The 23450-nt window shown below is 32.1% G+C and carries 22 protein-coding genes and 3 tRNA genes; 10 read left to right on the forward strand and 15 right to left on the reverse strand.

Annotation, left to right across the window (positions count from 1 at the left end; all coding sequences use genetic code 11):
* Positions 1–84: 84 nt before the first annotated feature.
* Both B3R94_RS04350 and B3R94_RS04355 read left to right on the forward strand, forming a co-directional pair.
* Entirely contained in the window at positions 85–1176 is a 1092-nt protein-coding gene (locus tag B3R94_RS04350) for a slipin family protein (protein ID WP_291090153.1), read from the forward strand.
* 17 nt (positions 1177–1193) lie between these two features.
* The gene (locus B3R94_RS04355) at positions 1194–2639 is read left to right on the forward strand and encodes an RtcB family protein (protein WP_291098927.1); all 1446 of its coding nucleotides are present in this window, start codon (positions 1194–1196) and stop codon (positions 2637–2639) included.
* A 43-nt stretch (positions 2640–2682) separates the two neighbouring features.
* On the opposite strand, the gene hemF is transcribed toward B3R94_RS04355, so the two are convergent.
* Together hemF and B3R94_RS04365 are read right to left on the reverse strand one after the other, a co-directional pair.
* A complete protein-coding gene (hemF, locus tag B3R94_RS04360; protein ID WP_180906200.1) occupies positions 2683–3585 on the reverse strand; it encodes an oxygen-dependent coproporphyrinogen oxidase in 903 nt (300 codons plus the stop codon).
* Positions 3586–3661: 76 nt separating this feature from the next.
* On the reverse strand, positions 3662–4093 hold the full coding sequence (locus B3R94_RS04365) for a hypothetical protein (protein WP_038334655.1): 432 nt from the start codon (positions 4091–4093) through the stop codon (positions 3662–3664).
* 290 nt (positions 4094–4383) lie between these two features.
* On the opposite strand from B3R94_RS04365, the gene B3R94_RS04370 reads away from it, so the two are divergent.
* Positions 4384–5337: an isopenicillin N synthase family dioxygenase gene (locus B3R94_RS04370; protein WP_291049064.1), complete on the forward strand. Its 954-nt coding sequence runs from the start codon at positions 4384–4386 to the stop codon at positions 5335–5337.
* Positions 5338–5398: 61 nt separating this feature from the next.
* Here B3R94_RS04370 and B3R94_RS04375 read toward each other — a convergent pair whose 3' ends face one another.
* From B3R94_RS04375 to B3R94_RS04385, 3 genes are all read right to left on the reverse strand, one after another.
* Complete coding sequence (locus tag B3R94_RS04375; RefSeq protein WP_115001277.1) at positions 5399–5845, reverse strand: hypothetical protein; 447 nt, start codon at positions 5843–5845, stop codon at positions 5399–5401.
* Positions 5846–5962: 117 nt separating this feature from the next.
* Positions 5963–6535, reverse strand: coding sequence for a hypothetical protein (locus B3R94_RS04380; protein ID WP_125349041.1), 573 nt, complete (start codon positions 6533–6535; stop codon positions 5963–5965).
* A 463-nt stretch (positions 6536–6998) separates the two neighbouring features.
* Positions 6999–8303 carry a M28 family metallopeptidase gene (locus B3R94_RS04385; protein WP_185144098.1) on the reverse strand — a complete coding sequence of 435 codons (1305 nt, stop codon included), beginning with the start codon at positions 8301–8303 and terminating at the stop codon, positions 6999–7001.
* Between the two features lie 193 nt (positions 8304–8496).
* Between B3R94_RS04385 and B3R94_RS04390 the strand changes: the two genes are divergently transcribed.
* The 5 genes from B3R94_RS04390 to B3R94_RS04410 all read left to right on the forward strand — a co-directional run bounded on the left by B3R94_RS04390 (position 8497) and on the right by B3R94_RS04410 (position 14297).
* Positions 8497–9675 carry a thiolase family protein gene (locus tag B3R94_RS04390; protein ID WP_115001279.1) on the forward strand — a complete coding sequence of 393 codons (1179 nt, stop codon included), beginning with the start codon at positions 8497–8499 and terminating at the stop codon, positions 9673–9675.
* 157 nt (positions 9676–9832) lie between these two features.
* Positions 9833–10786: an acetyl-CoA carboxylase carboxyltransferase subunit alpha gene (locus B3R94_RS04395; RefSeq protein WP_038334644.1), complete on the forward strand. Its 954-nt coding sequence runs from the start codon at positions 9833–9835 to the stop codon at positions 10784–10786.
* Between the two features lie 99 nt (positions 10787–10885).
* A complete protein-coding gene (dnaB, locus tag B3R94_RS04400; protein ID WP_115001280.1) occupies positions 10886–12445 on the forward strand; it encodes a replicative DNA helicase in 1560 nt (519 codons plus the stop codon).
* A gap of 73 nt (positions 12446–12518) precedes the next feature.
* A complete protein-coding gene (locus B3R94_RS04405; protein ID WP_125349038.1) occupies positions 12519–12776 on the forward strand; it encodes a hypothetical protein in 258 nt (85 codons plus the stop codon).
* Between the two features lie 147 nt (positions 12777–12923).
* Complete coding sequence (locus B3R94_RS04410) at positions 12924–14297, forward strand: NAD-dependent succinate-semialdehyde dehydrogenase (protein ID WP_291098932.1); 1374 nt, start codon at positions 12924–12926, stop codon at positions 14295–14297.
* 58 nt (positions 14298–14355) lie between these two features.
* Here the strand turns inward: B3R94_RS04410 and B3R94_RS04415 are convergent, their stop codons facing one another.
* A complete protein-coding gene (locus B3R94_RS04415; RefSeq protein ID WP_019975256.1) occupies positions 14356–14754 on the reverse strand; it encodes a group III truncated hemoglobin in 399 nt (132 codons plus the stop codon).
* Between the two features lie 94 nt (positions 14755–14848).
* Here B3R94_RS04415 and rbfA point away from each other — a divergent pair, with 94 nt between their 5' ends.
* Together rbfA and B3R94_RS04425 are read left to right on the forward strand one after the other, a co-directional pair.
* Positions 14849–15208, forward strand: a complete 360-nt coding sequence (rbfA, locus tag B3R94_RS04420; protein ID WP_038334637.1) for a 30S ribosome-binding factor RbfA — start codon at positions 14849–14851, stop codon at positions 15206–15208.
* Positions 15208–16392: an ABC transporter permease gene (locus tag B3R94_RS04425; RefSeq protein ID WP_291098935.1), complete on the forward strand. Its 1185-nt coding sequence runs from the start codon at positions 15208–15210 to the stop codon at positions 16390–16392. Before rbfA ends, B3R94_RS04425 begins: the two co-directional genes overlap by 1 nt.
* 54 nt (positions 16393–16446) lie before the next feature.
* Here B3R94_RS04425 and B3R94_RS04430 read toward each other — a convergent pair whose 3' ends face one another.
* The 9 genes from B3R94_RS04430 to guaA all read right to left on the reverse strand — a co-directional run bounded on the left by B3R94_RS04430 (position 16447) and on the right by guaA (position 23419).
* Positions 16447–18273 carry a hypothetical protein gene (locus B3R94_RS04430; protein ID WP_052217753.1) on the reverse strand — a complete coding sequence of 609 codons (1827 nt, stop codon included), beginning with the start codon at positions 18271–18273 and terminating at the stop codon, positions 16447–16449.
* An 8-nt stretch (positions 18274–18281) separates the two neighbouring features.
* On the reverse strand, positions 18282–18839 hold the full coding sequence (locus B3R94_RS04435; RefSeq protein WP_038334631.1) for a C40 family peptidase: 558 nt from the start codon (positions 18837–18839) through the stop codon (positions 18282–18284).
* 44 nt (positions 18840–18883) lie between these two features.
* Positions 18884–19426, reverse strand: a complete 543-nt coding sequence (locus B3R94_RS04440) for an RNA polymerase sigma factor (protein ID WP_291061890.1) — start codon at positions 19424–19426, stop codon at positions 18884–18886.
* A gap of 81 nt (positions 19427–19507) precedes the next feature.
* Positions 19508–19578 (reverse strand) — tRNA-Gln (locus B3R94_RS04445).
* A gap of 39 nt (positions 19579–19617) precedes the next feature.
* Positions 19618–19688, reverse strand: a tRNA-Gln gene (locus tag B3R94_RS04450).
* Positions 19689–19780: 92 nt separating this feature from the next.
* Positions 19781–19851: transfer RNA gene (locus tag B3R94_RS04455), tRNA-Gln, on the reverse strand.
* Positions 19852–20143: 292 nt separating this feature from the next.
* Complete coding sequence (locus B3R94_RS04460) at positions 20144–21169, reverse strand: hypothetical protein (RefSeq protein ID WP_291067251.1); 1026 nt, start codon at positions 21167–21169, stop codon at positions 20144–20146.
* Between the two features lie 74 nt (positions 21170–21243).
* On the reverse strand, positions 21244–21813 hold the full coding sequence (gene xpt / locus B3R94_RS04465) for a xanthine phosphoribosyltransferase (RefSeq protein ID WP_219034709.1): 570 nt from the start codon (positions 21811–21813) through the stop codon (positions 21244–21246).
* 73 nt (positions 21814–21886) lie between these two features.
* Positions 21887–23419: a glutamine-hydrolyzing GMP synthase gene (gene guaA, locus B3R94_RS04470; protein ID WP_180906189.1), complete on the reverse strand. Its 1533-nt coding sequence runs from the start codon at positions 23417–23419 to the stop codon at positions 21887–21889.
* Positions 23420–23450: the final 31 nt, after the last annotated feature.

Consider the following 23450-nt stretch of genomic DNA (forward strand, 5'->3'; position numbering starts at 1 on the left):
AGCTTTTTTAATTAAAAAATTTAGAAAAAGATTCTTCGATAAAGGAGAAATATAAAATAGTAAAAACTTATAAAAAATTAGATAATGAAAAAATTACCAATTAACAACCAAGAAATTGGAATCTATATCAAAAATAACGAAGTAGAAAAAATTTATACAAAAGGAAACTATTGGATTTTCTTTAATAAAAACATCGAAAAATTAAACATTAACGAAATAATTGATGAAAAATACTATGCAATATTTTTAGAAAATGAAACATTGAAATCGATGGTAGATTTTATCGAAGTTTTACATAACGAAGTGTTGATTATTTACAAAAACAATCAAATCTATGATTCATTTTACAATAAAAACGTGATGATTTGGAAAAATTCGACTCAATTAAAAGCTGTAAAATTTGATTTAAATTCTACTGACGAAATTAAGAATTTAACAAAAAGAGAAATAGATATTTTAAGAAAAGCTGGTGCGATTCGTATTATTTCTATTCCAACTTATCATGAAGGAATTTTATTTAAAGACAATGAATTTAATTCAGTTTTAAAAGCTGGCGAGTATAAATTTTATAACAACGAAGTTAAAATCTCGATGGTATCTTTTGATATGCGTCCGCAAACAATTGAAATTTCGGGACAAGAAATTTTGACGAAAGATAAAGCGCAATTACGAATCAATTTTATGGTAAATTATCAAATTACTGATTTGTTAAACGCTTATCAATCGAACAAAGATTTCGAAAAAATGATTTATCAAGCGATTCAATTAGGTTTGAGAGAATTTATTGGAAACATGAATTTTGATGATTTGATGTCAGATAAAAATTCGGTAACGAATTATATCATTCAAAAATATCAAGCTCAATTCCAAGAAATTGGTCTAAAATTGATTGACGCAGGTATGAAAGACATTATTCTTCCAGGAGAAATAAGAGAAATTATGAACCGTGTTTTGATTGCCGAAAAAACGGCTCAAGCTAATTCGATTACGCGTCGTGAGGAAACTGCTTCAACAAGAAGCTTGTTGAATACAGCAAAATTAATGGAAGAAAACGAAACATTATGGAAATTGAAAGAGATGGAATACATCGAAAAAATCGCGGATAAAGTGGGAGAAATCTCAATTTCTGGCGGATCGAATGTATTAAATGAACTAAAAACAATGTTTACGAAATAATATTCTAACCAAATTATATGAAAACAACTGAACAACAAAATAAACCAATTAATGGAAATGATTTGATTGCCTTGGGTTATCCTGAAAACGAAATTTTAGGAATTGCCTTAAAAATCAACAAAAAAAGAAATGATTATACAAAAGCCGAAATGCTTGATAAATATGCGCAAGTTTTGTCTTCGCCACAAGATTTTTTAGAAGATAAAATTTTCAAAACACTTGCAAAAGGCTTTATCGATGGAATTCATTTACCTCAACAAGATGAAAACTTGATTGAATTGAATGAAAATCCAACCGATTTTAAAATTTATGGAGCAGAAAAAATTGAGGACGGCGCTTTGGAACAAATGAAAGTCGCCATGAAACTTCCTGTTACCGTTGCTGGCGCAATTATGCCAGATGCACATCAGGGTTATGGATTACCGATTGGCGGAGTTTTAGCAACAAAAAATGCGATTATTCCTTATGGCGTCGGCGTTGATATTGGTTGTAGAATGGCTTTATCGATTTATGATTTACCTGCTTCTCATTATTTTGAACATCACGATTCGTTAAAAGAAACTTTGATAAAAAATACAAAGTTTGGTGCAGGACATGGTTTTCATGGTCAATACAAAGCTGAACATCAGATTTTGGATGATGCAAAATTTGAGACAAATTCATTTATTCAGAATCTAAAAGATAAAGCATGGTCGCAATTGGGTTCTTCTGGTGGAGGAAATCATTTTGTAGAATTTGGTTTGATTGATTTCAAGGAAGATGATGAAAAATTGAACATCAAAAAAGGTTCATATTTAGCGTTATTAACGCATTCTGGATCGAGAGGTTTTGGCGCTACAATCGCTGGACATTATACCAAAATTGCAAAAGAAATTTGTAAACTTCCATACAAAGCGCAGAATTTAGCTTATTTGGATTTAGATTCAGCCGAAGGTCAAGAATATTGGATTGCGATGAATTTGGCTGGCGAATATGCTTCGGCTTGTCACGAAATTATTCATCAAAAAATTGCAAAATCTATCAGTGCAGAAGTTTTAGCGAAAATAGAAAATCATCATAATTTTGCTTGGAAAGAAATTTACAATGGCGAAGAAGTAATTGTTCATCGAAAAGGTGCAACGCCAGCTTCTAAAGATGTAATGGGAATTATTCCAGGTTCTATGACTGCGCCAGGTTTTTTGGTTCGAGGAAAAGGTGAAGAAAATTCGATTCATTCTGCTTCGCATGGTGCTGGTCGACAAATGAGCCGAACACAAGCAATTAAATCATTGTCTCAAAATAAGATAAACGATTATTTGAATTATTTTGGAATTACATTAATCGGTGGCGGAAAAGATGAAGCGCCGATGGCGTACAAAGATATTCACGAAGTAATGGCTGCGCAACAAGATTTGGTAGATATTGTGGCAACTTTTACACCTAAAATGGTCAGAATGGCTGATGACGGATCGAGAGAAGATTAAAAAAATGCCTGAACAATTGTTCAGGCATTTTATATATTATAGATTAAATCCAATCTTTTGGATGTTTCAAAACATCGACTAATTTATATTCTTCCGAACCTTCTTCTGGCTGATGATTATAATGCCATTGCACATGTTTTGGCAAACTCATCAAAATAGATTCAATTCGACCATTAGTTTTCAAACCAAACAAAGTTCCTCTATCATGAATTAAATTAAATTCCACATAACGACCTCGTCTAATTTCTTGCCATTCCTTTTGTTCAGCAGAAAATTCATCATTTTTATGTTTTTCAACAATCGGAATATACGCCTCCAAAAATGAGTTTCCTACTTCTGTTACGAAATCATACCATTGTTCAACTGTTTTTTCTGAAGTTGGTTTCAAGTAATCAAAGAACAAACCTCCTATTCCACGCGCTTCTTCTCGATGCGTATTCCAAAAATATTTATCACATTCTTCTTTATACTTCAAATAAAAAGCCGCATCATGCGCATCACAACTTTTTTTACAGATCGTATGCCAATGCATCACATCTTTTTCATCCAAATAATATGGCGTCAAATCTTGACCTCCTCCAAACCATTGATCGACAATATTTCCTTCTTTGTCATACATTTCGAAATACCTCCAATTCGCATGAGTCGTCGGAATATGTGGACTTGTTGGATGAATAACCAAACTCAATCCGCAAGCAAAAAATTTACCCGATGAAACATTCAACGCTTTTTGCATTGTTTCTGGTAATTCTCCATAAACTTTCGAGATATTAACGCCAGCTTTCTCAAAAACAGCTCCGTCTGTTAAAACACAAGAAAGACCTCCGCCGCCTTCTTCGCGTTCCCAATTATCTCGTAGAAATTTGGCTTTACCATCAACTTCTTCAAGTTTGGCAATAATTTTATTTTGTAAGTCTTGTATATATTGAAAAAATTGATCTTTCATCATAAATATTTTTGCAAATATAGAATGAAATCTCCTTGTGGTAAAATTAGCCTTAAGATTAATAAAACTTCAAACCTTAATTTATAATTTTAAATGGTATATCAAAAATTAATCTTGCAGCTTCTCCTTTTTCAGTAACAGCAGGAATTATTTTTTTGTTGTCTTTTTTCAATTTTACAACATAATTCACAAAAGCCTCTTCAATAAGTAATTTCTCTGAATCATTTCCAATTACTTCTAAATCTTGAAACTCACCTTCTTTATTTATCTGAAATTTAACTTTTGCATTTACATTTATTTCATTAATTGTCAAACCATTATTTTTTAACACCTGTTCAACTTCAAGCAATAGCTGTTTATTAAAATCCTTACTAAAACAGTCTGCTAACTTCTTTACACCTTTCTTTTCAAATTTTTCACAACCAGGATAAATCATCATCCTAGCCTTCCCTTTTTCTTGAGCAAAGACAATTGAACTAAATAATAAAAAAGTAAATAGTAATTTCATTCATTTTAATTTTTTGTAATATAACAAAACCCATATCCATTATCAGAATTATAAGTAATATATATTAAAATACAATTTTAAATAGTAAATGCTTATATTTATCAAAATCAATAGAACCTTCAAAATAAACTTAATATCATTAAAAATAAATATTTTAGCCAATTAAAATCATTTAAACGATTTAATTTTAAATCAAACCAATAGCAATCCAAAAAAGTTATTAACAATATTATTCACAAAAGAAATCTTTCTATACCTTTGCAGAAGAAATTTTATAAAACAAAATATAAATGTCACAAAACGGAATTCCATCGGTTAATTTAGCAGACTTTTTATCTGATGATCCTGCAAGAAAACAAAAATTTGTCAACGAAATTGGACAAGCATACGAAGAAATCGGATTCGTTGCTTTGAAAGGACATTTTTTATCTGACGAATTAGTTGAAAATTTATATAAAAGCGTTCGCGAATTTTACGCTTTACCTACAGAAACAAAACAAACTTATGTAGTAGAAGGAATTGGTGGTCAACGCGGTTATACAGCTTTCGGAAACGAACATGCTAAAGGTAGAACTGTTGGTGACTTGAAAGAATTTTGGCATTTTGGACAGTATTTAACTGAAGAAGATAAAGCGAAATACAACTATCCAGAAAATGTTGATGTAAACGAAGTTCCAGGTTTTAACACTTATGGTGAAGAGACATACAAACAATTAGAAAAAACTGGTGTTTACGTTTTACGTGCTTTGGCTTTATTCTTAGGTTTAGACGAGTTTTACTTTGATGATAAAGTGAAAAACGGAAACTCTATTTTGAGAGCAATTCACTATCCTCCTATCACAGAAGAGCCTAAAGATGCGGTTCGCGCAGGTGCTCACGGAGATATTAACTTGATTACATTGTTAATGGGAGCGCAAGGTCGTGGATTACAAGTGCAACGTCACGATGGAACTTGGGTTGATGCTATTGCTGCTGACGACGAATTGGTGATTAATGTTGGTGATATGTTATCTCGTCACACAAACAACAGATTGAAATCTACAATTCACCAAGTGGTTAATCCAGAGAAAGAATTATGGGGAACATCTCGTTTTTCTATTCCATTCTTTATGCATCCAGTTTCTGAAATGGACTTATCTGTTTTAGAAGATTGTGTAACAGAAGAAAATCCAAAACAATTTGAAGATATTACAGCTGGGGATTTCTTAACTCAGCGTTTAAGAGAAATTGGTTTAATTAAATAAGCCATATTTAATCTATTATTTCATAAAAAAGAGAGTTGATTTTCGTCAACTCTCTTTTCTTTTACATTCCTCTTACGTACATGTTGTAGTTAAAAATATCCAAACACAACAAGGTGTATTTATAATCATTTTTATTGATATTCACTTCCAAAACTGGATCCGAATTATAAAATCTAATTTTTAGATTATCATTCTTATCCAATAATAAATAAATAGAGGAAATCGTTGGACGAATATCATTCATCCAATTTTTTAAAGATTCTTTTGAATCTTTAATCAACTCAAATTTTTGAAAATATTCGTGAAAAAAATTCTCTAAACGTTGCACTTGTGTCAAACGATCCAATTCACGATATAAATCGATAAAAACGCATAATTTTTCGCGCTTTGGACAAACACATGGATATGGATGTTCTCCATTATAAAGCCATCTTTGCCACTTTTTACAAGACGTTTGTTCTATTGCTTTCTCAAATTCATCTTCGTATTTTAAAAGCCACCAATTCATACGGCAAATCCGTAAATTGCCTTTTGATAACTGCAAAAGCTCGTCTATATAAGCGCTAACGTTTAACATCAATTAAAAATTTGAGTCTTGCTAATTTACAACTTTTCTGATTGAATTTTAATGTTTTAATAATAATTTTTCAAATTTTAGAATCTTAAATTGCTCATCAAACAAAACGTTATAAAAGAACATTTTTTCCTTCATCGTTTTATTTTTCATTTGCACATTTCGAACTGGAATTAAGACGTTAAATTGAAATTCTCTATCCTTCTCAAAATGATTAACAGCCGCATAATAAATCAAATTGTACCACGAATCGATTGGTGCATAAATCCCATAAAAGTCAGGATATAACGCATCTGCTTCATCTTTGTAAACATTGGTAATCGAATAATTATCAATCTCAAATTTCGAAACGCATTTATAGGTTGTTAATTTAGAACAAATTGAAGTGTCTTGTAGATATTTCGCCGAATCTAATTTCAGCCCAAATTCGTCCATTTTATAATCTTCAAACTTATTAATCGTAGGATCTACCACAATTTTTTTGTTCGGAAATTCTAAACTTTGTTTTTGGATATCTTGTAAAATAGTATCGTAAATTTTTGTTCGAATTTGATTTGGGTTAACATTTTGCGCATCAACAAATAACACAATATGTAAGGAAAAAACCAATAAAAAAAGTCTCATTTTGGCGTTTTGGTTTAAAATTTGTTTAAATTTATGAAGTCTTTACGATTCAAAAATCAAATTTAGTTGAAAAGATTTCAAATCTTATCATTTCATCATATTTTCGTAAACAAATAGTTAAAAAGGTGTTAAAGTACGCTTTCATACAATTACACTTTAACTATTATTGTTTGTTTTTAACAAATTAATACAAAGTTTAATATCCGACAACAAACGTTTATTATAAATATTCTCTATAACTATTATAAATAAAATCTTTTACAATTTTTCCAAACAAGACATAAAAGTTAGACATTTGCAGTGTCAAATAATTTATTCATAGATAGTAAGACAAAGAGTAACAACGAGTATAACGAAATTGATTTATGAAGTTTGGAATTACTCGCACTCTTTTTACTTTTTAGAGTTTTTTATAGTAGTTTAGGTTGGTTAGTAATCCGTTCACTTTGAACGGATTATTTTTTTATAGCTTATCAATAAAAGCTTTCAACAAATTATATACTTTTTCAGAGGAACTCAAATCCAAACTTTCAGCTGTATCATTGGGATCATGATAAAAACCTTTTCCTCCTAATGTGTAAATAAAAAACGACGGAACACCTTTCAAATAAAACGGACAATGATCGGAATTACACGATTCTCCTCGAATTTTAACTTCTTTTAGGTATTTATTTGTTTGATTGAATTCAACTAATTTTTCAAATTGATTTTTAAAAACTTTACCATTCACAACTTGAATTCCTTGATCGCCCGCTCCCATAATATCTAAATTGACTAAAAATTTGATTTGATTCAATGGAAAAAGAGGATGATTAACATAATAATCTGCGCCTAAAATCCCCGCTTCTTCACCTGCAAAAGCCATAAAAACTGTTCTATAATTAGGCTGATGTTTTGAATAATACTTCATCAGCGCCATCATCATTGCAGTTCCGCTCGCATTATCACTCGCTCCAGGAAAAATAGTTTGTCCAACTTTCCCTAAATGATCATAATGAGCAGAAATCACAATTACGCTATCATTGTTCTTTCCGTCAATGTAACCAATTATATTATTTGCTTCGAATGAATTATTTAACTCTGAATCAATAGAATAATCGTTTATTTTTAAATTTTTAGAATAAAATTTATCCGAAATAATAAATTCTGAAATAGAAGATTGTCGTTGACTAAGACTTGAAGTCAATTTATCTGATGTAAATCTAAAAATCGCTCGATTTTTATTTTCATTTTTCTCATAAATATTCGCCCATTGTTTGTAATATTTCTGAATAGAATCTACAGAAGTCACTAAAGGCGGCAAAATAATATGTTTTCCTTTTTGCGATTCATCATCTTTCACAATAAAATCCCTCGTTTTATCTTTCGACTGAAAAGATTCCACATAGGCTTTTGTGTCAAAAATATAAAAAGGTGAATTGGTTTTCGAAATTGATTTAGAACTTGGCTTTACAATAAAATCAATTCCATATTTTAATTCTTTTCCATTAATTTTCAGTTTTGCATCTTTGATAATATTAATCGGAAAAGTAAATGTTTGATTATAACGATTAGAAAAAGACTTCAATCCATTTTTTTGAAATTCGTTTTGTAAATAAATTCCAGCATTTGTCATTCCATTTTCTACATAACCTCTGCCAGCAAACGAATTTGACGTAAGCGAATCTAAAATTGATTTAAAATATTTTTGATCAAAGGTTTGCGCATTTCCGATTGTAATTACAAAACACGAAATCAAACCAAATAATATCATTTTTATCTTCAGCATTTTAATCATTTTATTCTTCAAAAAATATTCTATTCTAAGATAATTATCATTTTAACAAAAAAAATCAATTATCTGTATTAAGTCAATAACAAATTTAAAAAATCTTTAAAAAGTAAATCAAATTAATACTACTATAAATTTTATATCTTGCATTATTAAGTTATCATAATAAAAACAACAAATCACAAATTAAATGAAAGAAGTCGTAATAGTTTCAGCTGTTCGTACAGCAATGGGATCTTTTTTGGGAAGTTTATCTAACGTTCCAGCTACAGATTTAGGCGCAACAGCTATTAAAGGAGCTTTAGATAAAATCAACTTAGATGGATCTTTGGTTGATGAAGTATATATGGGAAATGTATTGCAAGCTGGTGAAGGACAAGCACCTGCTAAGCAAGCAATGATAAAAGCAGGTTTACCAAATACAATTCCTGCAACAACGGTAAACAAAGTTTGTGCCTCTGGTATGAAAGCTGTAATGTTTGCTACACAAGCAATTCGTTTAGGTGACGCAGATGTTGTAGTTGCTGGAGGAATGGAAAACATGTCGATGGTTCCTTTCTATTCACCAAATGCAAGAACTGGAAATAAATACGGAAATACTGTTTTGTTAGATGGAATTGTGAACGATGGTTTACAAGATTACTACAGCAAAGAAATGATGGGACTTTTCGGAGATACTTGTGCAACTGAGTTCAATATTTCTCGTGAAGAGCAAGATGAGTTTGCAATTAATTCTTACAAAAAATCTGCTGCTGCTTGGGCTGCTGGAAAATTTGACAACGAAGTTGTTCCTGTAGAAATTCCTCAACGCAAAGGAGAACCAGTTATTTTTAAAGAAGACGAAGAATATAAAAATGTAAACTTTGATAAAGTTCCAGGTTTGCGCGCTGTTTTCTCTAAAGACGGAACTGTAACTGCTGCAAATGCTTCTACAATTAATGATGGAGCTTCTGCTTTAGTATTAATGTCTTTAGATAAAGCAAACGAATTAGGATTAAAACCTCTTGCAAAAGTTATTGCTTATGCTGATGCTTCTCAAGAACCTTCAAAATTTACAACTGCACCAGCTAAAGCGGTTGAAAAATTATTGAAAAAAGCAAATATGACAGCTGCTGATGTTGATTTCTGGGAATTTAACGAAGCGTTTTCAGTTGTTGGAATTGCAAATACTAAATTATTAAACCTTGATGCTTCTAAAGTCAATGTAAATGGTGGTGCGGTTTCTATTGGTCATCCACTTGGAAATTCTGGATCAAGAATTTTGGTTACATTATTAAATGTTTTAGAGCAAAACGGAGGAAAAATTGGTGGTGCAGCTATCTGTAATGGTGGCGGTGGAGCATCTGCAATGATTATCGAAAAAATCTAATTTTAGATCAAATACACGATGAAAGCGTCTAATCTGTAGACGCTTTTTTATCTTTTGAAATTAAAATACTTGTAAAAAATCTGAAAAACATTCGACATTTATTATAATTGGCTTAAAAACCTTTTCTATATTTGTTGGATTGAACAAACACTTTTGTATGGAATATTTAGAATTTGAACAACCTATCAAAGATTTAGAAGAACAGTTACAAAGCTGTCAAATCGTCGGCGAAGGAAGCGGTGTTAACATCAAACAGGCTTGCGTTGAAATTGAAATTGCAATTGAAAATAAAAAGAAGGAAATCTATGGTAATTTAACGCCATGGCAACGTGTACAATTGTCTCGTCATCCTTCTCGCCCTTATACTTTAGACTACGCTTACGCGATCACAGATAACACGTTTATCGAAATTCACGGAGATAGAACTTTTGCTGATGATAAAGCAATGGTTGGTGGTATGGGAAAAATCAATGGTCAAACTTTTATGATTATTGGTCAACAAAAAGGAAAAAATACCAAAGAAAGACAATATCGTCGTTTCGGAATGTCTAATCCAGATGGTTACCGCAAAGCTTTACGTTTGATGAAGTTAGCAGAAAAGTTTAATATTCCTGTCTTGACTTTAGTCGACACTCCTGGTGCATATCCTGGTTTAGAAGCTGAAGAAAGAGGTCAAGGTGAAGCTATCGCTAAAAACATCTACGAAATGTTGAAACTTACAGTTCCTATCATTACAATTGTAATTGGTGAAGGAGCTTCAGGTGGAGCATTAGGAATTGGAGTTGGGAACAAAGTTTTCATGTTAGAAAACACTTGGTATTCTGTAATTTCACCAGAAAACTGTTCTACAATTTTATGGAGAAGTTGGGATTACAAAGAGCAAGCTGCTTCGCAAATGAAATTAACTGGTCCTGATATGTTAGAATTAGGATTAATTGAAGACATCATTCAAGAACCGCTTGGTGGAGCACACTACAAACCAGAAGTTGCGTACACAAACTTGAAAAATAAAGTTTTAGACACTTACAACGAATTGAAAAAACTTTCTCCAAAAGAATTACAACAACAACGTCAAGAACGTTACATCAAATTCGGAGAATTTTCAGGATAAAATATTGTTTTACAATAATACTTATTGTAGAATATACAATTTTAAAACGAGATATAAAATTAGTTATATCTCGTTTTTTTATTTAATTTTGAAACTCTTATGGAACAAGCAAATTATAATCCCGAAATACCAGCTAACAAGCACAATGTCATTGGTTTAGAGAAAGGTAAACTTCCTCCACAAGCTGTTGATTTAGAGCAAGCTGTACTTGGTGCGATGATGATTGATAAAAAAGGGTTGGATGAAGTCATTGACATTCTTACACCGCAAGTTTTTTATCGTCCAGAGCATCAAGCGATTTATGCTGTCATTCAAAAATTATTTAACGATTCAGAACCTATTGATTTATTAACGGTTTCGAATGAGTTGAAAAGTGAAGGCAAATTAGATCGTGTTGGAGGTGATTATTATTTGATTCAATTAACGCAAAAAGTTTCTTCTTCTGCACACGTGGAGTATTATGCTCGTGTCATTCAAGAAAAATATATTCTTCGTCGTTTAATTGAAATTTCGAATCAAGTCATTGAAAAATCATACGATGATACTGCCGATGTATTTGATTTACTGGATTATTCTGAATCGAAATTATTCGAAATTACAGAAGGTGGAATCAAGCGTAGTTATTCGGAAGCAAGAGATTTAGTTACAGAAGCGATTGACAAAATTAAAGCCCAATCTACCAAAGAAGGAATGTCTGGTTTATCTTCTGGATTTACAGAAATTGATAAAATTACTTCGGGTTGGCAAGAATCGGATTTGATTATCTTAGCCGCTCGTCCTGGTATGGGGAAAACCGCTTTTATCCTTTCGATGGCGAAAAATATGACGGTGGACAAAAATATTCCAGTTGCTGTTTTTTCATTAGAGATGTCTTCTGTTCAGTTGATTACGCGTATGATTTCGGGTGAAACTGGAATTTCGGGTGAAAAATTGCGTAAAGCAAAATTAGCCGATCACGAATGGAAACAATTATATACAAAAGTAAAAGGTCTTGAAAATGCACCGCTTTACATTGACGATACGCCTGCCCTTTCTATCTTCGATTTAAGAGCAAAAGCGCGTCGTTTGGTTTCTCAACATGGTGTAAAAATGATTTTGATTGACTACTTACAGTTAATGACTGCTGGTGGAAAAGCAAATGGAAACCGTGAGCAAGAAATTTCGATGATTTCGCGCTCCTTAAAAGCAATCGCAAAAGAGTTAAGTATTCCTGTTATTGCACTTTCGCAGTTATCTCGTTCGGTAGAAACTCGTGGAGGAAGCAAGCGTCCATTATTATCGGATTTACGTGAATCTGGAGCGATTGAGCAAGATGCCGATATCGTTTCGTTTATTTATCGTCCCGAATATTATAAATTGGAATATTGGGATGATGAAAGTGAACCTTGTGCTGGACAAGCAGAGTTTATCATTGCGAAACACCGTAATGGTGCGTTAGAAAATGTACGTTTACGATTCATTAATGAACAAGCTAAATTTACCGATTTAGAAACTTCGTTTGGTGGAGATTTCGAAATTCAAAGTTCGATGAATGATGGTTCTCAAGAAATGGGAAGTGCCATGAATTTATCTGCTATTGATCCTTCTGATGCTTTTGGAGATTTCGGTGGGGAATTCACAAGTTCCATGAACAACGACGACGATAATTTACCGTTTTAAAAGAATGATTTTATTTTGAACGAATTGTTCTATTAAGATTTGATAATTTTAATCAATCATAAATATTTACTTTATGAAAAAGAATCTAGAATTTATTGCAGAACTTTATGGTTGGATTCAAATCTTTATATCACCCTTTATTATTGGCTTCATAATTGGATTGTTGATTTATTTTCAAAATAAATCAATTTCTAATTTAATTATTGGTTCTATCTTCATTCTAACAGGATTAATATTAGGAATTATTTTAGCAAATAAAAAAATGAAAAGTAAAAACGGAACAATTTGGTTTTTATCACGAACAAATTCAGCAACTGATTTAGATAAATAATCATTCTTCTAATTTCTATTGTTCATTTATACTTACTTTATTGTTCAAACCTTCTAAAATCTCATCAACTATCAGTTTTATTTATCCTAAAAGTTTTGTTAGGAACGAGAATTGCTACAACTTTGTATACATTAAATAAAGAGTGAAATGGCAAGTTCAATCAGAACATTAAATCCTGCTACAGGTAAAATCGAAAAAGAATTTCAAGCCTACACAAGCGAAGAAATCAATCAATATATAGACGACGCAAACGAATTATATCAAACATGGCGATTCGAATCTTTCGAAGAAAGAAAAGCTGTTATGAACCGTGTTGCAAACGAAATGCGCAAGCAAAAAACTCGATTAGCTGCTTTGATTACAACAGAAATGGGAAAACCATTGTATGAGAGCGAAATCGAGATTGATTATAGTGCAAATATCATCGAATATTACGCTGATAATGCAGAAGAATTCTTGGCAAATGTTCCTTTACAAACAGAAAAAGGTGACGCTTATGTGGTCTCAGAACCAATTGGTGTGTTGTTAGGTGTTATGCCTTGGAATTTCCCTTTTTCTCAAATTGCGCGTTTTGCCGGACCTCACATTATGGCTGGTAACACAGTTGTTTTGAAAACAGCTTCTAATATTCCGCAATGTGGAATCGCTTTCGAAGAAATGTTTACAGCTGCTGGCGCTCCAAAAGGTTTGTACAAAAACTTGTTGATGTCAGGAAAAGACACAGATACAATTATCAATAACCCAAAAATTGTTGGAGTTTCTTTAACTGGTTCCGAAGCTGCTGGTGCAGAGGTTGCAAGTATCGCGGGTAAAAATGTAAAACCTTCGGTTTTAGAACTTGGTGGTTCTGATCCAATGATTGTTTTGAATGATGCGGATATCGAAAAAGTGATGAGCGGAACAATTAACGGTCGTTTACGTAATGCTGGACAAGCGTGTACTTCTTCGAAACGTATTATTGTACAAGAAGGTATTTACGACGAATATTTGAAAAAAATTACGGATTATGTAAACGGAATGAAAGTTGGTGATCCTACACAGACAGATACTAACATGGGACCTGTAAGTTCGGAAAGTGCATTAGAAAAATTATTGGATCAAATTAATGATTCAGCTAATAAAGGTGCAACAATTGTTTCGGGAGGAAAACGTATTGATCGTGATGGTTTCTTTTTACAACCAACAATTTTGACAGATTTAAAACCTGGAATGAAGGCTTATGACGAAGAAGTTTTTGGACCTGTGGTTTGTATTTGGAAAGTGAAAGATGTAGAAGAAGCAATCAAAATTGCGAATGATACGCCTTACGGATTAGGTGCTTCTATTTATACAGAAGATGTTCCGAATGCGGAGAAAATCGCTCGTAGAATAGATTCGGGAATGGTTTACGTAAACAAACAAGTTTCTTCAAGCCCAGATTTACCTTTCGGTGGTGTGAAACATTCAGGTTACGGACGAGAGCTTTCTAAAGCTGGAATCATGGAATTTATTAATAAAAAATTAATCATGATTGCGAAATAATTTTTCAATCATATCTAAAATAATAAAAAAATGCAACTTTTATGAAGCTGCATTTTTTTTATTGAATAAACCCTTGTTTTTGTTCCATTTGGTCAATTTTGAAAAGAATTAAATCACGCATAATTTTTGCTCTATTTTTTGCTTCATTTGCTATTTCTCCTTCAAATTTTTCGTCAATTATTCCGTACCACAATTCAATCCAACGCTCGAAATGATGCGGTTTTAATTTCTCTTTCTGACTCAAAACCAAATGTGTTCGCATTGGCCAACCTTCAAAAGTTGCTTTTCCTAATAAAACAGTTTCCCAAAACTGAATCATATGCGGCAAATGTTCGTCCCAATTTACCTTTGCAACTTCCGAAAAAAAGTAACCAATGACATCATCTTTTTGCACTTTATCGTAAAACGTATTTACCAATAAAGCAACATCTTCTGAAGTTTCAATATCTTTTTTCATTAAAACAAATTTACAAAGAACTTAATTCAATTCATCAATGTTTTTAATCACGAAAAAATGCAGTAATTTTACAGTCTCATAAAAATGAATAGAATTGGATAGCAATAGACAACAAAAAGTAAGTAAATTATTTCAAGAAGAATTAGCAGAAGCTTTTAGAAAATGGGCTGTAAAGGAATTCCCTGGAAATTTGATTAGTGTTACAGAAGTAAAAGTAACACCAGATTTGAGCGTTTCTAAAATCTATGTAAGTATTTTTCCAAGTACTCAAAAAGACGAAATTTTCAAAGAAATTAGAGTGAATACACCATTATTTAGAGGAATTTTATCAAAAAGTGCTTCTAAACAAATGCGTATTACACCAGAATTAATTTTCATTTTAGATAATTCGTTAGACGAAATGGATAAAATCGACAAAGCGCTAAGAGGAGAAGGAAATAATCCAATCTTATAATGAGAAACATTTCACTTTACATTGCGAAACGCTACATTTTTTCGAAAACGAATACAAACGCCGTAAACATTATTACATCGATTGCTGTTGGTGCTATTCTGGTTGCTACAGCGGCTTTATTTATTATTTTATCCGTTTTTTCGGGATTAGAAAAAATGAATTTAAAGTATTATAGCAATGTAAATCCTGAAATTAAAATATCACCTTCGAAAGGAAAAGTATTGGACAGTTTAACTTTTGTTGTGGATCAATTGAAGCAACAAAAAGACGTCAAAGCTTTTTCTAAAATCATCGAAGAAAAAGTCTACATCGATTACAAAGGAAAGCAAGATATTGCCTATTTGAAAGGTGTTGACGAAAACTTCACCAAAGTTACGCGTTTAGATACAGTGATTTATGGTGGACAATATTTAGACTTTAATCGCGATGATAATTTTATTGTTTCGAATGGAATTGCAGAGCGTTTGCAACTTTATATCGATCCGATAACGCCAGCAGATTTGATGATGCCAAAAGCTGGAACAGGTTTAATAAAACAAGAAAGCGATGCTTTTACGCGCAAAGATGCGTACAGCGTTGGCGTGTTTATTTTGAACGAACAATACGACAAACACATATTTACGACTTTAGGTTTGGCGCAAGAATTATTGTTGTTAAACGAAAATCAATGTTATTCGATTGAGGTAAAAACGACTGGAAAAAAATCGTTTAACGAAGTGAAGAATCAACTTCAAAAAGCTTTAGGTTCTCATTATAAAATCGAAACCAGACAAGATTTAGATTCAGCTTTCTTGAAAGTAATGAATATGGAAAACTTAATCAGTTACTTGATTTTTACGTTAGTCATTATCATTGCATGTTTCAATTTGGCAGGAACAATTATTATCTTGATTTTGGATAAAAAGAAAGAAATTCAGACGATGTATAGTTTTGGATTATCACGAAAAAATATTCGTAATATTTTCTTCCAAACTGGTTTTATTATCACCTTTATTGCGATGACAACAGGTTTATTAATCGCCTCTGTTATTGGATTATTACAAATAGATTTTGGTTTGGTTATGGCTTCGCCAACTGTTCCGTTTCCATTTATCTTTTCTGTCGAAAACTTTGTTGCAGTTATTGTAACTGTTTTAGGTTTGGGAAGCTTGGTTTCGTGGATCGTTTCCAGACAAGTGAAATAAAAAATATTAAGACATAAAAAAAGCTTGAAGATTTCTTCAAGCTTTTTTTATACTTTAATCCCACCTATTCCAACGAATATAATTTGGTTTTGAGAAGTCGAAATCCATCATTTGGAAATCTCTATTATCTAATAAATTTGTCTTGATTAGATTATCACCTTGTCCAGGAATTGAAGGATAATACGACAATGAAAAACGAATATTATTAAACACAAAATAATCATTTGTCAACATCACACCCAAACTAAAACGCGAATAAATTGGGTTATTATTCAGTATAAATTTTTTGTTATCTCCAATTGCCGCAACCATCGCATTGAAAAATGGCGAAATACGAAATCCTAAAAACTCGTAAGGCGTATAAGATTGCAATTGATACTCGAACATTAATTTCTGTTGACCTGTTAATCCTCTATCCGATTTGAAACCTGCCATTCCCAAATAATCATGTTCATGAAGCGAAAGTTGATCCGCAGGAGAATCTAAAAGATCATGTCCCAAAAGATAATTAGTTTTCATGAAGTTTCTGAACTTCCATTTTCCCCAATTTATCAACTTTGCCATATATTGTAATTCTACAGACAGCGTTTTTTGTTCAAATTTTCCTTTATTAAAAAATCCTCCAAACTCAACTCCAAATCCCCAAAAACCGGTATTTAAAAAACCTCCAGCAGAAGCTTTTCCGCCAAGATAATAACGATCAGTTTGACGAATATTTTGAATTCCTCCTATAATGCCCAATGATTTCCCTATCGCAATATCTTCTTCAATATCATAATTGAAAATATATTTTGTTTTGATATATCGTTTTGAAGAAATTCCTATCCCTACTAAATAATTCGTTTGGTCAGAAAAAAAGTTCACAGGATCGTTTTCTGGAGTTGGTGTTTCGGTATAAGATCGATCATAAAATCGCCCTGAAACAATAAAATTGGTAATATTTTCTGAATGACCATCATCAATTCTAAACGCTCTTGCCAACCAATAATCTTGGTAATTATATTTGAAATGGTTATCAACCAAAATAGGTTTTTCGAAATCTAATGAATCTTTAAAATACACTTGTCCAACCGAAACTCCACCTGCATAATGTGCTAATGGCGAATAAAAAGGTCGTACAAAACTGATTGATTTTGTATAATGATTATCTTCATTTTTGAAATAACGTACATTCCCAATAATTCGAGTTTGGGCAATATTTGGAACCGTATAATTAAATTGATATAACGAATTTCCTGTTTTGTAATTGTGACGGTAACGATTATCAAACACATGTCCTAAACCTAAAAAATTTCGCTCTCTAATGCGAATTCCAGCTTTTGAACTCGAAACCGAACCTGTAATAAACATACTCCAAGAGTCAATTGAATTGACATATAAATCAACCGAATCATTCCCGACAGCTTCTTCCTTAATCTCTACTCGACGAATAGAACGATTGGTACGTATTAAACGCTCAGATTCAGCTGCTTTTACAGAATCATATTTATCTCCTAGTTTCAGCAACATATTTTGACGCAACACAAATTGCTTAGATTTCCCGTGTAGTGTATTTCCAGTTCTTTCAATCCATTTTGTCGGTTTTCTTGTCGTGTCCTGCAAAGAATATCCGAAAGGGTCTTGTGTTTTGTAGTAAATATTTCGAATAATTTTTCCTTGATATTTTCCATCACCTACATTATTATTGGGCTGAATAGGAAAACTCGTTGGTTTTTTCTTGAATAATAATTTTTGGTAAAACTTTCTAAACTTAGAATGATTTTTATTCTCAATTCTAACTGTATCAATTTTGACACTATCTTCTTGAGCATTAACAACTATGGATAAACTAAAAAATAGTAATCCAAAAAAAGTTAATAATATAGTTCTTTTTTTAAGCACACGTCAAGTTATAAAAGTCTAACCGCTTTTACAAATCTAGTTTTCCAATAATTTTCATCAAGGGAAGAAATGATGACACCTTTCGAAGTTGAAGAATGTACAAAACTGATTGATCCGTCATGATTAATACTTTCTACAATACCTACATGAGAGATTGAATTTCCTGAAGTATTAAAAAATATTAAATCACCTATTTTAACATTTTCGATTGTAATTTCTTTTCCATATTCAGCTTGATCACTCGAACGACGAGGCAATTCTAAATTCATTTCCTTGAAACTTACATAAACCAGTCCCGAACAATCGAAACCTGTTTTCGTAACTCCACCATATTTGTAAGGTGTTCCTAAGTAAGATTTTGCCGTTTTTAGAATTTTATTTATATCACGAGGCGCACTATCATCAGCATTTTTAGAACGAAAAACCTCTGTAGATTCGTTTTTTTTGGAAGAAGTATAAACTTTTTTAGAACCAGTTTTCTTATACGAAGTTACTTTACTACTTCCACAAGACGTCAAGAATAAACTTGCGATAATAATTGTTGTAAGGTATATGTGCTTCTTCATTTTCGATCCAGTTTTCTTCAACAAATTTTCAACGAATAAATTTACTAAATATTATCTTGCATCACCTCTGTTAACAATTGTTTGGCTCTTAAAAGACGAACTTTAACATTTGGTAAGGTCAAATTGAGTTCTTCAGCAATCTCTTTGTATGTTTTATCTTCGATATAACGCAATTCTATAATTTTTTGATAAGGTTCTCTCAATTTTGCAATAGCTTTTATCAGCGTGTCATTATCTTGTTTTAAAATCAAATGTTCTTCTGGCGAAGGATGATCTTCTAAAATTTCTAAAAATTTGGTTTCATCATCAAGAGAAATATTCAGTTTTGGAGATCTTCTGATATGATCAATCATCGTATTATGTGCGATAGAAATTACCCAAGTCGTAAAGTCAAAATCTTCGTTATATAATTTTAATTTTGTAAAAACTTTCGTAAACGTTTCGATGGCGATATCTTCGGCTTCTTCTTCGTTTCTAATCTTAGAAAATACATAATGATAAACTTTGTTCCACAAAACCTCTATCACTGCGTTCTGAGCATTTCGTTTCCCTTTTTTAGCTTCTAAAATTATGTCCTCTAATGTCATTTACTAAATCAATTATGATAAATATAACAAAATATATAGTATAAAAAAAGCTTCAATAAAAATATTGAAGCTTAAAATCTGTAGACCCACAGGGATTCGAACCCCAACTAGCGGCACCAAAAACCGATGTGCTACCGTTACACCATGGGTCTGTCCATGATTATTATGTTAAAATTGAAAAGAAAAAATTGTAGACCCACAGGGATTCGAACCCCAACTAGCGGCACCAAAAACCGATGTGCTACCGTTACACCATGGGTCTGACTAAATTTTATTTCAATTTTTGCAACTTTTCTCTTAACTAGGTTAGATAAAAATGCCTCAACAATTGCTTATCGAGGCATAAGACTTTTGTAGACCCACAGGGATTCGAACCCCAACTAGCGGCACCAAAAACCGATGTGCTACCGTTACACCATGGGTCTATGTCTTAATTGCTGTGCAAATATAGAAAGGTTTTTTAATTCACCAAAACTAATTTTACAAGTTTTTAGCTAAAACAGACGTTTTATGTGATAAGCTATTGAAAATGAATTTTAAAAAATGATTAAATTTTTTACATTTTTTTTATCAAAGCTTCATACGGATGATTTCGTTCTTGAATTTACGTTTCAAATCTTGCCCACAATCAAAAATCATTTGTTCATTTGATGGAAATGGAGCTGGTCTTCTACCAATCATATTTATATAATCTCGATCCAAAGAACGTCGATCACCTTAGTAAGTTCCGTAAGAATCTCTAAAAATAAACTGACTTGCTAAGTTTTTAGAATCGATGGCTTGCTCTTTTTGATTATCGATCAAATAATATTTTGCCGTAATTGCAGCTTCCTTGATGCGTTGTACTTCTTCAAAACGACTTTTTACTGTAATATAACGATCTACCATCACGGGTTTTCCGTCTTTATCTTTTACCACTACTCCATTTTGCACCAATTCTTCTTTACCATCAACAATTTTTTTCTCAAAATTATGCACCTCAATTTTTTCTCGTTCAGGTGAAACATTTATCGTCTCAAAACTTAATTGAATTACATAATCATAAGAACTATTTAATTTTCCCGTGTAAAATTCAGTCCAATTAGAATCCAATCCATACGAATTAAAATCTAACAAATCTTTCTCTAATAGTTTAGGAATAACAACTTCTGTGTTGTTCACCAATTGCACCAAAACTTTATACATTCCGTTTGTACGAGCCGTATTCATCAAACTACGAGTATCTTTATAATTTGAATAAACACTTTCTAAAACTTGAAACTTTTGATAAGCCGTTTGTGCATTCAGTTTTCCTCCTTGATTTAGAAAAGATTTTCCTTCATCGTACAAAAATTGCGCATACTTTTCTTGAATTGTTTTATAAGCTGTTGAATAATCTTTTGTTTTGAAATTATACGTTTTCCCGCTAATCGATCTTCCATCAATTCCAGCAATCGTTTTTTGTCTTTCTTGCAAACGATTAATAATTTGATACGCTTCCTGATATTTAGAAGGATTTGTCAACGTTTCGATTTGTTTCAATCTATTTTCATCTTCTTGCTGTCCTTTGTTATAAGCTTCAAAAATTAATGGAACATATTTGATTCCATTTTTCTCCGATGGATTTTTGAAATAAGCTTGCGTAGATTGTTCAAAAGCTTGCTGAAAATTACCAGAAACCAATGCTGAATTCGCCGATTTGTACGAATTACAATTTGTAAAGAATAGTAAAGAGAGCGTTAAGGCAAGTAATTTTATTTTCATATTATCAAGGTAAGTTTTTTGTTTTTTAAAAGTAAAAAGAAAGCCAATATAAATTGGCTTTTGGTTGATATTTTTTATTCTTCAAAAATAATTGAGTTGTCTCCCAAAGATTTTAATCTTACTAAAGATTCAACTCTGATATTTTCATTCAATAAGCGATCGCGTCCTTCTTGAAATGATTTCTCAATTATAAAGCCCATTCCCAAAAGGTTTGCGCCAGATTGTTTAATCAAATTTTCAACACCCAACGCTGCATTTCCATTCGCTAAAAAATCATCAATAAAAATAACATGATCATTTTCATTCAAAAATTGACTACTTACGCAAACATCGTACGTTCGGTCTTTCGTGAATGAATACACTTGCGACGCATAAAAATCTGTCATTGTTTTAGGCTTTGCTTTCTTCACAAAAACAACAGGCAAATTCAATTCTAATCCAACCATAATCGCTGGAGCAATGCCGCTTGCTTCGATTGTAATGATTTTATTAATGTTTAAATCCGAAAATCGCTGGACAAATTCCGACGCAATTGCTTTCATCAGAACAGGATCCATTTGGTGGTTGATAAAACTATCAACTTTTAGAATTCCACCATCGAAACTTTTTCCATCCTTCAGAATTCTTTCTTTTAAAAGTTCCATTTAATATTTAGTTTTTTAAAGTTTACATAGAAAAAAAGCCAGCACATTGGCTGGCTTTGATATATTTTTCAGCTTATTCCCACTCGATAGTTGCTGGTGGTTTTGAGCTGATATCGTAAGCTACACGGTTAATTCCTTTTACCTCATTGATAATTCTATTCGAAACTAATTCTAAGAATTCGTAAGGTAATTTTGACCACGTTGCTGTCATAAAATCGATCGTATTTGCAGAACGAACAACCGCCGTATATTCGTACGTACGCTCGTCTCCCATTACTCCAACAGATTTTACAGGTAATAAAACCACGAAAGCTTGAGAAACTTCGTCGTATAAATTATGTGCATAAAGCTCGTCGATAAAAATTTGATCTGCTTCTTGTAAAATACGTACTTTTTCTTCGTCAACTTCTCCTAAAACACGGATTCCTAAACCTGGTCCTGGGAAAGGATGACGGTAAACTAATTCGCGAGGAATTCCTAATTCTACTCCAACTTTACGTACTTCATCTTTGAATAATTCGCGTAATGGTTCTAATAATTGAAGTTTCATATCTTCTGGTAATCCACCAACATTGTGGTGAGATTTGATAGTTGCAGAAGGTCCTTTTACAGATTGCGATTCGATTACATCAGGATAAATAGTTCCTTGCGCTAAGAATGCTGCATCTTCAAATTTATTTGATTCTTCATCAAAAACAGCCACGAAATCTTTACCAATTGATTTACGTTTTGCTTCTGGTTCGTCAATACCTTTCAAGTTTGTTAAGAAACGTTCTGAAGCATCTACCATTTTAATGTTCATGTTGAAGTGTTTTCCGTAATTTTCCATTACTTTTTTTCCTTCATCTTTTCTCAATAAACCAGTATCAACAAAAATACATGTTAATTGATCGCCAATTGCACGATGAATCAAAACCGCAGCAACAGAAGAATCAACACCTCCAGAAAGTCCTAAAATTACTTTTTTATCACCAACTACTTCTTTTATACGAGCAATTTCTGTTTCGATAAAATCTTTTAAAACCCAATTCTTTTCAGCCTGACAAATATTGAAAACAAAGTTTTCTAACATTGTTGAACCATATTCTGAATGCGTTACTTCTGGGTGAAATTGTACTGCAAAAATCTTTTTATCTTCATTTGCGATTGCCGCAATATCTATGTTTGATTTTCCAGAAATTGTAAATCCAGTTGGCGCTGTCATTACTTCGTCGAAATGGCTCATCCAAACTGTAGATTGTTCTGGAACACCTGCAAATAAACTGTTTTGAGCTAAAACTGTTAATTCAGATTTTCCATATTCACCTTTTTCACCTTTCTTAACTTCTCCGCCTAATAAGTGCGAAATCAATTGCATTCCGTAGCAAATTCCTAAAACAGGAACGCCCATTTCGAATAATTCTTTATCTACCAAAGCGGCTTCATCTCCAAAAACTGAAGAAGGTCCTCCTGATAAAATAATTCCTTTTGGATTGTGTTTTTTGATTTCTTCGATCGAAGTGTTGTAGGGAATAATTTCTGTGTAAACTCCAAATTCTCGAATTCGGCGCGCGATTAATTGATTGTATTGCGAGCCAAAATCTAAAATAATAATTCCTTGCGTCATTGTGTTTGTCTTTGTGCAAAATTAAGTGAAA

Origin of the sequence: Empedobacter sp. UBA7611, from assembly GCF_002484365.1 — a bacterium.
Lineage (GTDB): Bacteria > Bacteroidota > Bacteroidia > Flavobacteriales > Weeksellaceae > Empedobacter > Empedobacter falsenii_B.